This window comes from Mycobacterium kyogaense (assembly GCF_036946525.1).
Taxonomy (GTDB): domain Bacteria; phylum Actinomycetota; class Actinomycetes; order Mycobacteriales; family Mycobacteriaceae; genus Mycobacterium; species Mycobacterium kyogaense_A.
In genome coordinates, this window is sequence record NZ_JAQIIY010000013.1 from 112,285 (window position 1) to 125,510 (window position 13,226).

Below are 13,226 nucleotides of genomic sequence, written 5' to 3' on the forward strand. Positions count from 1 at the left end.
GGGGCGCCCTCAGGGTGGATCGGTGACTGTCACCGAACCCACCACCGACGGCTCCTACCGGGACCGCGTGGTCGCCGTCGAACCGGGCGGCACCGAATACATCGCCGAGGCGGATCGGCACGGCAAGCCGAGCCAACTGTTCTGGACGTGGACATCGCCGAACTTGGAGTTCGCGACGATCTTCGTCGGCATGCTCGCGGTGCTCGCGTTCGGGATGACGTTCTGGCAGGCGGTTGCCGGCATCGTCATCGGCACCGGCCTCGGCGCTGTCGCGCACTACTTCCTGTCGGCGCGCGGACCGATGCACGGCGTCCCCCAGATGGTGTTGGGCCGGTTGGCGTTCGGCTTCAAGGGCAACGCGGTGCCGTCGGTGCTGATGTCGGTCACCGCCGGTGTCGGCTGGTTCGCCACCAACAGCGTCAGCGGTGCGTTCGCGCTGTCCACACTGTTCGGCATCGGCCCGCTGCTCGGGCTGGTGATCATCGTGGCGGCCCAGACCGCGCTCGCGTTCTTCGGGCACAACCTGGTTCAGGCCTTCGAGCGGTACTCGTTCCCGGTGCTCGCCATCGTGTTCCTCGCGGCCTCGGTGGCGATCTTCGTCCACGCCGACATCGGCAACGCCGCACCGGCCGCCGACGGGGTCGGCGGGCTGGGGGGCTTCCTGCTCACCGTGGGCACGTCGTTCGGTTACGCGGCCGGGTGGACGCCGTACGCCGCGGACTTCACCCGGTACCTGCCGGCGACGGTGTCCGGGCCGCGCACCGGGTTTTTCGCCGCCGCAGGGCTTTTCACCGCTTGCGTGGTCCTGGAAGTGGTGGGCGCCGCATCGGTGACGACGGGGGAGGCGTCCCTGGCCGACCCGACCGGGTCGTTCACCGCCGAGCTGGCGTCACCGTTGGCCAAGGCAACGCTGTTGGCCATCGCCGTCGGGGCGATCGCGGCCAATGCGATCAACGTGTACTCCGGGGCGATGGCGTTCGTCTCGACCGGCATCACGCTGCCCGCCCATGTCGCCCGTGCCCTGGTGACGGTGTTCTTCGGCGTCGCGGGATTCCTCGTCGCGTGGTGGGCGTTGCCCGACGCCGCGCACAGTTATGAGGCGTTCCTGCTGATCATCGCGTATTGGGTGGGGCCCTGGCTCGGCGTGGTGTTCGCCGATCAGTACCTGCGTCGCGGGCGTCCGGTGGCACATCTGCTCTATGACCGCTCGTACGCGAACTGGGGAGGCCTCGCAGCATTCGTGATCGGCCTGGTGGTGTCGGTGGTGCTGTTCGCCAATCAGGAGAAGTTGATCGGTGTGGTGGCGGCAGCGATGCCCCAGCTCGGCGACATCACGTTCTTCGTCGGTTTCGTGCTGGCCGGGGCCGCATACTTGGTGCTGTGTCGACAAGCGATCACCAAGCAATGACATCTGTCCAGGACATGCTCGAGGTAGCCGTCGAGGAGGCGCGAAAAGGTCTGGCAGAAGGCGGGATCCCGATCGGGGCCGCGTTGTTCGCCGCCGACGGGACACTGCTCGGCAGCGGCCACAACCAGCGGGTGCAACGTGACGACCCGTCGATCCACGCCGAGACCGACGCGTTCCGTAATGCGGGCCGCCAGCGCGGATACTCATCGACGACCATGGTGACCACGCTGTCGCCGTGCTGGTACTGCAGCGGGCTGGTGCGGCAATTCAACATCGGCGCCGTCGTCATCGGGGAGAGCTCGACCTTCACCGGTGGGCACGACTGGCTGGCCGAGCACGGCGTGGCTGTGACCGTGCTCGAGGACGAGCGGTGTGTGTCGATGATGACGGACTTCATCGCGGCGCATCCAGAACTGTGGGCGGAGGACATCGGAGAATGAGTGTGATTGCCAGCATCGACCTTTCGCGGTGGCGGCAGGGCGGAGCGGATGCCGACGCGGTGGCCGCCGAGGTGGACGACGGTCTTCAGCGCGCGGGCTTCATCCTGGTGACCGGACACGGGGTCGACCCGGCGTTGGCCGCCGACGTGCGGGCCGCTGCCCGGGAATTCTTCGCGTTGCCTGCGCCGGTCAAGAGTGGCTATGCGGTGCCCGTCGGCGGGCACGGGTGGATCGGTCCGGGGGCCGAAGCCAACGGCTACGCCGAGGGCACCGAGACCCCGCCCGATCTGAAGGAGAGTTTCAGCCTGGGCGCCGAGACCGCCACCGGCGATCCCGAGGTCGATCGAATCTGGTTCGCGCCCAACGTGTGGCCGTCCGAGGTGCCTGCGCTGCAGCGGCTGGTCGACGAGTACACCGCCCAGATGCGCCGCGTCGCCGACGACCTGCTGGCGTTGTTCGCGCACGCACTCGGATTGCCGCTCAACCCCTTTGCCGAGATGGCGAGTATGCCGACGTGGACGATGAACATCAACCACTACCCGCCGGTCAGCGTCGTCGGTGATCCCGAGCCGGGACAGTTCCGCATCGGCCCACACACCGATTTCGGCACCGTGACGATCCTCGACCGCGAGCCCGGAGCCGGCGGCCTGCAGGTGTTCAGCGAGGAGGGCGGCTGGGAGGACGCGCCCTATGACCCGGCGGCGCTGACCGTCAACATCGGTGATCTGCTCGAGTACTGGAGCGGCCGGCGGTGGCCGTCGGGCCGACACCGGGTGCTGCCGCCGCAGCCGCACGCTCCCGAAGAGGATCTGGTGTCGCTCATCTACTTCTACGAGGCCAACCACGACGCCGTCGTCACCCCGCTCACGCCGCCCGTCGGCAGGGAGGCGGGCCTGACGCCGGTGACGACGTCGGACTTCATCAAGGAACGCCTCGACGCCATCACCATCGGCTGACCCCCACTACGCCCAACCCGACTACGCCCAACCCGACATTTGGGCGCGAAATCACCCCCTTTTCCCGCCCAACCCGACGTTTGGGCGGGGTCGAGTCGGGAGGAAGTAGGGTATCGGCCATGCGTGTCTATCTCGGAGCCGACCATGCCGGATACGAGCTCAAGCAGGCCGTCATCGAGCATCTGAGCGCGGCCGGTCACGAGCCCGTCGACTGCGGCGCCTTCAGCTACGACGCCGAGGACGACTACCCGGCCTTCTGCATCGCCGCGGCCGAGAAGACCGTCGCCGACCCCGGCAGTCTCGGCATCGTGATCGGCGGCTCCGGCAACGGCGAGCAGATCGCCGCCAACAAGGTGCCCGGTGTCCGCTGCGCGCTCGCGTGGAGCGTCGAGACGGCCCAGCTGGCCCGCGAGCACAACAACGCCCAGGTGATGGGGATCGGCGGGCGCATGCACACCACCGAGGACGCGCTCGCGATCATCGACGCGTTCCTGGCTGCCGCCTGGTCGGAGGCGCCGCGGCACCAGCGGCGGATCGACATCCTCGCCGAGTACGAGAAGACGCACACCGCGCCGCCCGTGCCCGGAGCCTGAGGCCGGCGCACCGGCTCGTACTCACTGCAGATATGGATGACAGCCGCGGCCCGGGACTGATGGCTGGCGTGCGGGTCGCGGTCGGTGCGGGTGTCGACGCCGCCGGCGCCGTCGCCATCACCCCGACGGCCGACGTGATCAGCACAGATGGGATCGCGGAAGCCGGCGAATCCTCAACTCGCATCACCATTCTCGCGCCGACGCTGCTGCTCGCCGACGCCGCGATGTCGGCTCTGGCCACCGGCGCACCGTCGCGACCGTGGCCGGCGGACACCCGGCTCGCCGCGCCGCCGATGCCCGTCGTCGCAATCCCGGACGACCTGTCGTTCCTCGACGAGCTGTCACGTGCGGCGTTTCGAGCCGCCGTCGACGATCTCGTCCGCACAGGTGCGGCCGTCGAACAGTTCGGCGGCGCCGTGGTCGGCGAAAGCCCTACTGCTGCGCGGCAATTGATCGACGGAACCGCCGACGCGCTGCTGGTGCCGACGTCCGGGATTCCCGGCATCAGCGAGGACATGTGCGGGGTCGCGCTCCCGGCGGGGCGCGCGGGCGTCACCGTGCTGGCCCGTGCGTTCGACGACGCCGTGGCACTCGACATCGCGGCACGCCTCACCACCGATCCGGCGCCGGTCGACGTGTGGCCGCTCGCCGTGGCCGAGCACACCGAACTCGTGGTCTTCGGTGCCCACCTGCGCGACGGCCCGCTGGTGTACCAGCTCACCGACCGGGGGGCCCGATTCGCCGGCGACATCACCACCGCACCCAGGTACCGGATGACCGCGCTGCCGACCAGCCCACCGAAACCCGGGGTCACGCGATTGCCCGACGGTGCCGCCGGCGCGGCGCTGATGGGACACCGCTGGCTACTGTCGCCCGCGGCGCTGGGCCGATTCCTGGCCGAACTGCCCGCGCCGATGCAACTGGGCAAGGTCGAATTCGCCGACGGAACGTGGCGGACGGCCTTCGGATGTGACGGATCGGTCGAAGGTGTCGACGTCAGTCATTACGGGAGCTGGCCGGCTGCCCTGGCCGCGGGTGCGGTGCCGCAGACTTAAGGAATGCCCGAAGGTCACACCATTCACCGTCTCGCGCGGCAGCACCAGCGGATGTTCAAGGGACAGCGTGTGGCGGTCAGCAGTCCGCAGGGACGGTTCATCGACGGTGCCGACGCGGTCAACGGCAAGACCTTCACCCGGGCCAGCGCCTACGGCAAGCACCTGTTCCACCACTACGACGGCGGCCGCATCGTGCACGTGCACCTCGGCCTGTACGGCAAGTTCGGCGTGTTCGACGTCGAGGACGGCGTGCCCGACCCGGTGGGCCAGGTGCGGATGCGCATCGTGGGCACCAAGCGTGGCACCGATCTGCGCGGACCCACCGCGTGTGAGGTGGTCACCGAAGCCGAGGTCTCCGAGATCCTCGCCCGATTGGGCCCCGACCCGTTGCGCAAAGATGCCGACCCCAGCACAGCGTGGACGCGAATCCACAAGTCGCGCAGAGTGATCGGAGCGCTGCTGATGGACCAGTCGGTGCTCGCGGGTGTCGGCAACGTGTACCGCAACGAACTTCTCTACCGCCACCGCATCGACCCGCACCGGCCCGGAACCACGGTCGAGGAAAACGAGTTCGACGACGCGTGGACCGATCTCGTCGAGTTGATGAACGTCGGTGTCCGCAAGGGCCGCATCATCACCATCCGACCCGAGGACGACCACGGCCAACCCTCGTACGGTCCGCGACGCCCGCGCACCTACGTGTACCGCCGCGCGGGTGACCCGTGCCGCATCTGCGACACACCCATCCGCACCGAAGTGCTCGAAGGACGCAACCTGTTCTGGTGCCCCACCTGCCAGACCTGATTCCGGTGGGCGCCCGGCCGCTCGACCCGGGAGAATCACCGGGTGGAATTGATCCTGGTCGTCGTCGGAGCCATCGTCGTCACCGCGGTGGCGCACCGCCGCGGGCTCGAACCCGCCCTGATCATCGTCGTCGTCGGCATCGCCGTGTCTTTCCTGCCCGGTTTCACCGCGCCTGAACTCGATTCGCACATCCTGCTGTCGGTGGTGTTGCCGCCGCTGCTGTATTCGGCCGCGCTGGACTTCTCCTTCCCCACGTTCCTGCGCAACATCAAGCCGATCCTCGGGCTCGGTGTCGGTCTCGTCGTCGTCACCGCGTTCACCGTGGCGCTGGTGTCGTCGTGGCTGGTGGTCGTGCCGCTGACGTTCGGTACCGCGCTGGTGCTCGGCGCCATCGTGGCCCCACCGGATGCCGTGACCGCCGTGGCGGTCGGCCGCAAACTCGGCTTGCCGAAGCGGGTCATGTCGATCCTCACCGGGGAGAGCCTCATCAACGATGCGGCCGCCCTGGCGCTGTTCTCCGTGGCGGTCGCACAGGTGGCCGGCAGCCGTACGTTCATCGAGAACCCGCTGTTGCTGTTCGGCTACAGCGCGGTGCTCGGGCCGCTGGTCGGGGCCGCACTGGGTTACGTCACGCTGTGGATTCGGCGACGCCTGGCCAACCCCGCGCTGGAGACGGTGCAGGGGCTCATGGTGCCGTTCGCCGCGTTCATCGTCGCCGAGGAGATGCACGCCTCCGGGGTGCTGGCCGTGGTGGTCGCCGGGTTCGTCGTCGGCAGCGGAACTGTGGACGCCGGCTACCAGACCCGCCTGCAGGAGCGGTACGTGTGGAACTCGGTGGACGTGCTGCTAGAAGCATTCGTGTTCGCCTACATCGGGCTGCATCTGCGGTTCGTGCTCGAAGATCTGCGCGAGGCCCACGAGTCGCTGGTGGAGGTCGCCGTCGCGTCGGCGATCGTGCTGCTGATCGTGCTCGTCATCCGGCCGCTGTCGGTGTTCGCGATGTTCAGCAGGGGAGTGCTATCCCGCCAGGTCGAAAAGCGGCTCAGCGTGCCTGTTCCCGCGCAGGGCGCGCGCGGCGCGCTGGGCACCCGACGGCGTGCCGCGGTTCCGCCGCGCTGGCGTTCGCGCATCGACAACCGGGCCCTGACGTGGCAGGAGAACGTCGTGGTGTCGTGGACGGGTATGCGCGGGGTGGTCACCCTCGCGGCTGCGGCGGCGATTCCGGTGACCACGGCGGCGGGTGACCCGTTCCCGGAGCGGGCCACGATCCAGGCGATCGCCTTTGTCGTCAGCGTCGGAACGCTTCTGCTGCAAGGCGCGACGCTGCCGCTGCTGATCCGCCGACTCGAGCTGTCCGCCGACGACGACAAAACCTTCACCGCGGCCGAGACGGAGAAGGCGGAACAGGTGGTGCATTCCGCGGCGGCCTCGGTGCTCGCCGAGTTCCGGGCCAACCCTCCCGCTGGACTCGATCCGCGGGTGCTCGCCGAGATCCGCGGGGTCGTGGCCAGACATTCTCAGGACGCCGACGAGATGCCGGACCCGGACGCCCACACCCCGCGGGCCGAGATCTTCGCCCAGCTCTACCGCGACGTGCTGTCTGCGCAGCGGCACGCGCTGATCTCCGAGCGCGACGAGGGACGCATCGACGACGAGGCGGTGCGGGCGATGCTCGAACGCCTTGATCTGCAGGAGGCCGGCGTATCGGCCCGACTGGAAAGCCGGTTCTAGAAGTCGAACCCGCCGCCGCCGAAGTCGCCACCGCCGAAATCGCCGCCACCCCAGTCGTTGCCGCCGCCGTCCCAGCCGCCGCCGTCCCAACCACCGCCGGTGTCGGCCCCGTCGAAGCCCCCACCGTCTGAGCCCCCGCCGTCGAGCTGACCCTGTTCCATGCCGTCGGCGAATCCGTCGCCGTAGCCGTTCTCGAATGCGTTGGCGTCGTAGCCGACCCCGGCCATGCCGGAGAACAGCGATGTGAACAGCAGTGCCGAGCCCACACCCCAGGCGCCCGCCACGAGGGCGGGCTTCCACCACGGCTCGGAGTACCAGCCCGCGGGCACCGGACGTCCCGCGACCCGGCCGCCGGGGTAGTAGTTGGGGGTGCGTTGCGACGGCGTCGGCGACGCCTGGACCTGGCGGCCGTCGAACTCGACACTGCGGTCCTCGGTGACGGCACCGGCCGTGCGCTGGCCGGACAGCTGCTCCAGATCCGGCCCCGGATCCATGCCCATCGCGGTCCGCGCCGCGCGTACGTAATACAGCCCTTCGACTGCACTCTCCTTGGCCAGCGCCGCCTGCTTCACGGTGGTGGCCTGATCGATCTGCGAGGACGCGGCGGTGTAGCGCTCCGACGCGTCGGCCAGTGCCTGCTTGGAGGCGTCGTCGGTTCCGGTCAGCGCGTACACCTGACCGCCGAGACGCTCGATGAGACGACGGGCGTCGGCCTTGGCATCAGCCAGTGAGGCCGCGCTGCGCTGACCGGATGCCTTCGACGATGCGTACACGGCGATGCCGATCGCCGCGACGACCAGCACGATGAGGAGTAGAAGAACGCCTTCCATGATTCACAGCGTACCGACAGGTCGCGGGTGAGCCGGGTGTCGTTTCGGGCCGTTGCTCCCGGGTAGCAGGGCAGACGAGCGCCGCTCGGGCGCCCAACGACATGAAAGGACGTGACGCCGTGACGTCTCCCAGGCAGACCCCTGCGACGACCCGAATCTCGACATCCCGATCCCAGGTCCAATGGGCCGCGCTCATCGTCGGGGTCGTGTTCCTGATCGTCGGCATCGCCGGCTTCATACCAGGGGTGACCACCAACTACGGTGAGTTGTCGTTCGCGGGCCATCACTCCGGGGCCATGCTGCTCGGGCTGTTCGCCGTGTCGGTGCTGCACAACATCGTCCACCTGCTGTTCGGCGTGGCCGGAATCCTGTTGGCGCGCAGCGTTACCGCATCCCGGTCGTATTTGATCGTCGGCGCAGTGATTTATGCCGTGCTGTGGGTGTACGGGCTGGTCATCGACCGCGACAGCGGTATGAACTTCGTGCCGCTCAACAACGCTGACAACTGGCTGCACCTCATCCTGGCGTTGGGCATGCTGGCCCTCGGGTTGGTGCTGGGCCGCCCGGTGGCCGGCGCCGGGCGGCGTTGACCGTCACAGGCTGACCGTCACAGGCTGACCGTCTGGCCGCGTTCGATGCGGATCAGACGGTCACCGAGGCCGCGCTCGTGCATCGCTGCGGTGAAATCTCCCAGCGGCGAAGCGAAGACGCCGTAGTCGTCGAAGTGCACCGGAATCACCCGCGGAAGGTTCAACCGTCGCGCCGCCTCCGCGCCCGCGACGCCGTCCATGGTGACCGTCACACCGAACGGCAGCTTCCCGCCCGCGGGCAACCGGGTGCCGCCGAGATGGAGGATGCCGGCGTCGATCGCATCGAAATGTGCTGGAATTTCCGCGAGTTCGTCGATGAGCAAGGTGTCGCCGGAGATGTAGAGCCGACACTGTCGGGTTCCGTCGCTGAACTCCAACATCGACCCCATCACAGGAGGAAGCAACCGACGCAGGGGCATCGGCGCGTGCCTGCCGGGCAGAGCCGTCACCGTCAAGCGGTGGCGGCCCTGCTCGATGAGCGACGTGCGCCAAGTCTGAAGTCCGTGTGCGGCGTGAAAGCCTTTGGAGTGCAGGCGACGTGCGGCTGCATGCGTGGTCACGATCGGGAGGTCATGGTCCAGCCCGCGTTCGGCAACGCGGTCCCAGTGGTCGCCGTGCATGTGGGACAGGATGACTGCGTGCAGGGGTGGAAGGTCTTCGACGTGCAACGCAGGCGGATGGCGGCGCTTGGACCACAACCCGTACCCCAGGTAGGCCCGTTGGCCCTGATGCAGGAAGTTCGGATCGGTGAGCACGGTGATGTCGCCGCAGCGGATCAGCGTGGTGGCGTTGCCGACGAACGTGACGTGTAGCTCCATCTCGATCACTGCGCTGCCAGGTGGGCACGGCGGGCGCCGTGCATGCGGGCAGCCAGAGGCTCTGATTCCCTGATCAGGATGCTGTCCCGTGCGACGACGATCCATCCGCGGGCGGCGAAGTCGCACAGTGCCTTGTTCACCGATTCGCGCGAACTGCCGACCAGATGGGCGAACTGCTCCTGCGTCAGCTCCATGGGCACGCGCATCGCGCCGTGCTCCTGCACGCCGAAGCGTTGAGCGAGGCCCAGCAGGTGTTTGGCGACCCGGGCGGCGACACTGGCATAGACGGTGTCGGTGATGGTGCTCGACGTGCTGCGGATCCTGCGGGCGAGGATACGCAGGAATCGCTGGGCCATCTCCGGCTGCGCCGTCATCGTCGCGATCAGTTCGCGGCGTTCCAGCCGGGTGGCGATCGTGTCGGTGACCGCGACGGCGCAGGTCGTGCGGGGGCCAGGATCGAAGACGGATTCCTCGCCAAACATCTCGCCCGGTCCGAGCACCTGAAACAGGCACTGGCGATCGTCGCTGTTGAGGCCGACCCGCACCCTGCCGGAATGGATCACGTACAAGCAGTTGTCGAGGTCGCCGTCATCGAAGATGACGTCGCCCGCCCGCCACCTCGTGGTATCCGTAGCCGTGCGGTACTGCAGCCCAGGCATGGCTGCGTCGAGTAGCGCGGTGGGCGCATCGGTCATGATCTCTCCCGAACTGCCGGCGTGGTCTCCACGCCTGCTACCCGGTGAGAGAGCGTCTACGCGCGGTGGAAGAACTCCGCTGCCGCCGTGTCGCGATCAGACCTGTCTGATGTGTGCGGTTACGACGCCGCTGCGGCGCGCTCGGCCCGCTTCTGCGCGATCCGATCCTGCAGGCGCGGACGATCCTTCTTCGTCGCTCGTGCCGGGGTGCTGGTGTCCTTGTCGGCAGAGACGGTGTCCTTTGCGTCAGAGACGGTGTCGGCCTTCGCCTGCTGACGTTCCGTTAACCGAGAGAAGAACTTTCGCACGACGCCCGTCGACTCCGCCTTGTCCGGCGTCGATGTCGTGGCGTCGGTGCCTGCCGTCTTGTCCACCGTGGCGGTCGCGGTGGTCGCCGGCGTCGGATAGGTCGGGGGAGGCAGCACGACCGGCCGCTGAACCTTGCCCGGCACGTAGTACTGGCTCTCGATCCCCGGTCGCAGCGCCTTGTCCTGGGCGGCGATCTGCTCCGGTGTCTTCCAGCCCGGGTTGATCAAGGGCAGGGGATAGGTGAGAAAGTACTGCGTGGTGGACCCGGTTCGCGGATCCGTGTAGGAGACCGCCGGGTTGGAGAGATCGAGGCCGTTGTACCCGTCGCGGTGGACTCTCTGGCTGAGGTTGTACCGGGCGAAGTTCCTGGTCCCGGCCGGAACGTCCGCGACGATGTCGTACTGCCGCAGGACGAAGGTCGCGTTGGAGCCGACGCCGTCAGCCAGCGTCGGATGGCGGCTGAAGAAGCTGAAGGCTTGGAAGTTGCCGGGTGTACTGGGCGCACCGAGCAGGTAGAACTGCGTCGTGGTGTCCTCGGGGTGAGTGTTCATGTACTCGATGGCGGCGTCGGTGGAGTCCGAGTAGGTCCAGATCGTGTTCTCGCCGGGGTGCGCGGCGACGTAGTCCTCGATCGCCTGGACGCCGCGCCTCAGACTGGCGGCATTGGGGCTGAAGTTGGCGTAGGGGATCACGTCGCAGCCCGCGCCCGGGTCGCAGCCCTGGCCGGACGGCGCAGAGATGCTGGCGTAGTCGACCTTGGCGCCGAACAGGCCGGTCATGTAGGCGACATCCGCCACGGCAGGTGTCGCGGACAGCAGCGCCGCGGCCGCCACCATCGGAAGTGTGGCAATGACTTTCTTCATGGATTACGTCCCTCCGAGTGTGGCAAAGCAGCAGCAACCGCTCCGGCACAGTATTTGCCCGAATTGCTCACGAGTAATCGTTGTTGCCCGCATTGAACTGTGACGATGTGGTCAGACAGCGGACCGCAAGCGGGCAGCACATGATTGCCGGCTTGTGCGTACGCACAAACGTGTCGCGACATATGGCCCCCCCATTAGTCGTCGGCGATGTTACGCGTCCACGGGGGAGGTGGCATGCGGAATTCGGAATGTGCAAGGCGCACAAAGGAAATGACCGAGTGTCACCGCTGGTCAGACTGCCGCCAGAGCTTCGCGGGCGACGCCCTGCGCGTCGTAGCTGTTCACGGCGATCCGGTCGAAGATGGCATCGATGCGCGTGGCCTGCTCCTGTGGATCGAGATCGGTTGACCGATAGATGCGGCCCGCTTCTCGCGCGCCGTCACGCACGTTGCGCGTCCGTGCCAACCGGAGATCCTGGTAGAGCCGCAGTCGCGCCGGCAGGTCCACCCGCGGACACCGCTGCAGGAGGGTGGCCAACGTGATGGCGTCTTCGACGGCCTGATTGGCGCCCTGACCCAGGTGCGGCACGACGGCGTGTGCGGAATCCCCGAGCAGCGTGACGTGGCGTCCGGACCAGTTCGACAGCGGCTCACGGTCGTAGATGCCCCAGCGGAACGTCTCGTCCATGCAGTCGATGATGTCGAGCACCGGCTGATCCCACCCCGAGTACGCGGCGGCGAGTTCGCGGACGTCGCCGGGTGCGGTCCACGATTCGGTGACGTCGAGGTCGGTCGGCACGAACGCGACGACGTTGAGGAGGCGCCCTGCGGAGACCGGATACACGAGAAAGCTGCGGCCCGGTCCCATCCACATCGCGCAGGCGTCCATCGCAGCGACCGGTGCGACGCCCGCGAGGCGCTCGGCGGGAATCAGGCCGCGGTAGGCCATGATGCCCTCGCTGACGGGGTGGGCGGGTTCGCTGACCAGGCCCTGCAGGCGGGAATGGATGCCGTCGGCGGCAATCAGAAGATCGGCCTCGACCGCACTGCCGTCGGCGAACCAGACGGTCACTCCGTCGTCCCCGTCGTGCGCCTCGACCACCTTGTGGCCCAGCCTGATCGCCGAGTCGGGCAGCGCGTCGGAGAGGACGGCCTGTAACTCGCCGCGGTGGAGGAACATCGTCCGGGCCGGATCGCCGAAGGACAGGCGGGACGGTTCGCCGGCGACCGGTTGGCCGGCGGCGGTGCGAAACACGTAGTGCGAGTACCGTCCGGCGACGTCACGCAGCCGCTCGCCGACGCCGAGGCCTGCGAAGACGCGGGCCCCGTTGGGGGCGATCGACACCCCGGCGCCGAGTGCGCGCAGTTCCGATGCCTGCTCGTAGACGCGGGCATCGATTCCGTGTGCGCGCAAAGCCAGCGCCGCGGTCAGCCCACCGATCCCCGCGCCGACGATCGCAACCCGCACTGTGTCGTCATCCGTCATGGTCAGCTCCTCGTCCATCGTTCATGTACCGATCGGCACATCATTGACGATAGACGTACCGATCGGTACGTTCAAGTGATGCCGCGCACAGCCGATCCGCAACGTCGGGCCGAACTGCTCCGTGCCGTCGTGAGCCACCTCGAAGAACGGGGAGTCGCCGACATGTCGCTGGCGCCGATGGCCGAGGCGCTGGGCACCAGCAAGCGGATGCTGCTCTATTACTTCGGCGATCGTGGGGAGCTGCTCGCGCAGGCGATGGCGGCCAGCCGCCCGGACGCCGGCGAGATCTTCGACGGAGTGGCCACCGCAGAGGACTTCATCGCCGCCGCGCACACGCTCTGGCAAGCGATCACGCGGGGGCGGCAGCGCCGCAGCGTCTCGCTCCTGCTGCAAGTCCTCAGCCTGGCCATCACCGATCCGGACACCTACCAGCCGTACGCAAACGACGCCGTCACCGTGATGCTCGACCCGATCGCCACTGCTCTGGCGGGTCTGGGCTTCGGGACGTCGGACGCTCGGGTGCGAGCGACGCTGGTGGTGTCCGGGCTACGCGGACTGTGCCAGGACGGCCTTGTCACCGGTGACCGCTCGCGGGTCGACGCCGCGGCTGAGCGGGTGATCGCGGCCGCGGTCGCAGGGTGACGGACTG

14 protein-coding genes are annotated in these 13,226 nt (G+C 68.2%); 9 read left to right on the plus strand and 5 right to left on the minus strand.

The features are described 5' to 3' along the window. The first annotated feature begins 22 nt into the window (after positions 1 to 22). From PGN37_RS12100 to PGN37_RS12130, 7 genes are all read left to right on the plus strand, one after another. The gene (locus tag PGN37_RS12100) at positions 23 to 1,408 is read left to right on the plus strand and encodes a purine-cytosine permease family protein (protein WP_335331266.1); all 1,386 of its coding nucleotides are present in this window, start codon (positions 23 to 25) and stop codon (positions 1,406 to 1,408) included. Next, on the plus strand, positions 1,405 to 1,848 hold the full coding sequence (locus tag PGN37_RS12105; RefSeq protein ID WP_335331267.1) for a nucleoside deaminase: 444 nt from the start codon (positions 1,405 to 1,407) through the stop codon (positions 1,846 to 1,848). The genes PGN37_RS12100 and PGN37_RS12105 overlap by 4 nt, the downstream gene beginning before the upstream one ends. Continuing rightward, positions 1,845 to 2,804, plus strand: a complete 960-nt coding sequence (locus tag PGN37_RS12110) for an isopenicillin N synthase family dioxygenase (RefSeq protein ID WP_335331268.1) — start codon at positions 1,845 to 1,847, stop codon at positions 2,802 to 2,804. Before PGN37_RS12105 ends, PGN37_RS12110 begins: the two co-directional genes overlap by 4 nt. A gap of 119 nt (positions 2,805 to 2,923) precedes the next feature. Beyond that, positions 2,924 to 3,397, plus strand: coding sequence for a ribose-5-phosphate isomerase (locus PGN37_RS12115; protein WP_335331269.1), 474 nt, complete (start codon positions 2,924 to 2,926; stop codon positions 3,395 to 3,397). A gap of 32 nt (positions 3,398 to 3,429) precedes the next feature. Continuing rightward, positions 3,430 to 4,452: an allophanate hydrolase-related protein gene (locus PGN37_RS12120; RefSeq protein ID WP_335331270.1), complete on the plus strand. Its 1,023-nt coding sequence runs from the start codon at positions 3,430 to 3,432 to the stop codon at positions 4,450 to 4,452. A gap of 3 nt (positions 4,453 to 4,455) precedes the next feature. Beyond that, the gene (locus tag PGN37_RS12125) at positions 4,456 to 5,256 is read left to right on the plus strand and encodes an Fpg/Nei family DNA glycosylase (RefSeq protein ID WP_335331271.1); all 801 of its coding nucleotides are present in this window, start codon (positions 4,456 to 4,458) and stop codon (positions 5,254 to 5,256) included. Positions 5,257 to 5,298: 42 nt separating this feature from the next. Further along, complete coding sequence (locus tag PGN37_RS12130) at positions 5,299 to 6,987, plus strand: cation:proton antiporter (RefSeq protein ID WP_335331272.1); 1,689 nt, start codon at positions 5,299 to 5,301, stop codon at positions 6,985 to 6,987. Here PGN37_RS12130 and PGN37_RS12135 read toward each other — a convergent pair. Next, positions 6,984 to 7,817 carry a DUF1542 domain-containing protein gene (locus PGN37_RS12135; protein ID WP_335331273.1) on the minus strand — a complete coding sequence of 278 codons (834 nt, stop codon included), beginning with the start codon at positions 7,815 to 7,817 and terminating at the stop codon, positions 6,984 to 6,986. The two genes, PGN37_RS12130 and PGN37_RS12135, sit on opposite strands and share 4 nt — an antisense overlap. A gap of 119 nt (positions 7,818 to 7,936) precedes the next feature. Between PGN37_RS12135 and PGN37_RS12140 the strand changes: the two genes are divergently transcribed. Continuing rightward, positions 7,937 to 8,407 carry a DUF4383 domain-containing protein gene (locus tag PGN37_RS12140; protein WP_335331274.1) on the plus strand — a complete coding sequence of 157 codons (471 nt, stop codon included), beginning with the start codon at positions 7,937 to 7,939 and terminating at the stop codon, positions 8,405 to 8,407. Positions 8,408 to 8,424: 17 nt separating this feature from the next. Here PGN37_RS12140 and PGN37_RS12145 read toward each other — a convergent pair whose 3' ends face one another. The 4 genes from PGN37_RS12145 to PGN37_RS12160 form a co-directional block, all read right to left on the minus strand. After that, complete coding sequence (locus PGN37_RS12145) at positions 8,425 to 9,225, minus strand: MBL fold metallo-hydrolase (protein ID WP_335331275.1); 801 nt, start codon at positions 9,223 to 9,225, stop codon at positions 8,425 to 8,427. A 5-nt stretch (positions 9,226 to 9,230) separates the two neighbouring features. Beyond that, entirely contained in the window at positions 9,231 to 9,920 is a 690-nt protein-coding gene (locus PGN37_RS12150; protein ID WP_335331276.1) for a Crp/Fnr family transcriptional regulator, read from the minus strand. A 119-nt stretch (positions 9,921 to 10,039) separates the two neighbouring features. Then, a complete protein-coding gene (locus PGN37_RS12155) occupies positions 10,040 to 11,092 on the minus strand; it encodes a PE-PPE domain-containing protein (protein WP_335331277.1) in 1,053 nt (350 codons plus the stop codon). 291 nt (positions 11,093 to 11,383) lie between these two features. Continuing rightward, the gene (locus PGN37_RS12160) at positions 11,384 to 12,577 is read right to left on the minus strand and encodes an FAD-dependent monooxygenase (RefSeq protein ID WP_335331278.1); all 1,194 of its coding nucleotides are present in this window, start codon (positions 12,575 to 12,577) and stop codon (positions 11,384 to 11,386) included. A 78-nt stretch (positions 12,578 to 12,655) separates the two neighbouring features. Here PGN37_RS12160 and PGN37_RS12165 point away from each other — a divergent pair, with 78 nt between their 5' ends. After that, positions 12,656 to 13,219, plus strand: coding sequence for a TetR/AcrR family transcriptional regulator (locus tag PGN37_RS12165; protein WP_335331279.1), 564 nt, complete (start codon positions 12,656 to 12,658; stop codon positions 13,217 to 13,219). Positions 13,220 to 13,226: the final 7 nt, after the last annotated feature.

What these genes read in the sequence shown, in the direction of transcription:
- PGN37_RS12105 (WP_335331267.1), top strand. Translation starts at nt 1,405, where the DNA reads ATGACATCTGTCCAGGACATGCTCGAGGTAGCCGTCGAGGAGGCGCGA.
- PGN37_RS12110 (WP_335331268.1), top strand. Translation starts at nt 1,845, where the DNA reads ATGAGTGTGATTGCCAGCATCGACCTTTCGCGGTGGCGGCAGGGCGGA.
- PGN37_RS12115 (WP_335331269.1), top strand. Translation starts at nt 2,924, where the DNA reads ATGCGTGTCTATCTCGGAGCCGACCATGCCGGATACGAGCTCAAGCAG.
- PGN37_RS12120 (WP_335331270.1), top strand. Translation starts at nt 3,430, where the DNA reads ATGGATGACAGCCGCGGCCCGGGACTGATGGCTGGCGTGCGGGTCGCG.
- PGN37_RS12125 (WP_335331271.1), top strand. Translation starts at nt 4,456, where the DNA reads ATGCCCGAAGGTCACACCATTCACCGTCTCGCGCGGCAGCACCAGCGG.
- PGN37_RS12135 (WP_335331273.1), bottom strand. Translation starts at nt 7,817, where the DNA reads ATGGAAGGCGTTCTTCTACTCCTCATCGTGCTGGTCGTCGCGGCGATC.
- PGN37_RS12145 (WP_335331275.1), bottom strand. Translation starts at nt 9,225, where the DNA reads ATGGAGCTACACGTCACGTTCGTCGGCAACGCCACCACGCTGATCCGC.
- PGN37_RS12150 (WP_335331276.1), bottom strand. Translation starts at nt 9,920, where the DNA reads ATGACCGATGCGCCCACCGCGCTACTCGACGCAGCCATGCCTGGGCTG.
- PGN37_RS12155 (WP_335331277.1), bottom strand. Translation starts at nt 11,092, where the DNA reads ATGAAGAAAGTCATTGCCACACTTCCGATGGTGGCGGCCGCGGCGCTG.
- PGN37_RS12160 (WP_335331278.1), bottom strand. Translation starts at nt 12,577, where the DNA reads ATGACGGATGACGACACAGTGCGGGTTGCGATCGTCGGCGCGGGGATC.
- PGN37_RS12165 (WP_335331279.1), top strand. Translation starts at nt 12,656, where the DNA reads ATGCCGCGCACAGCCGATCCGCAACGTCGGGCCGAACTGCTCCGTGCC.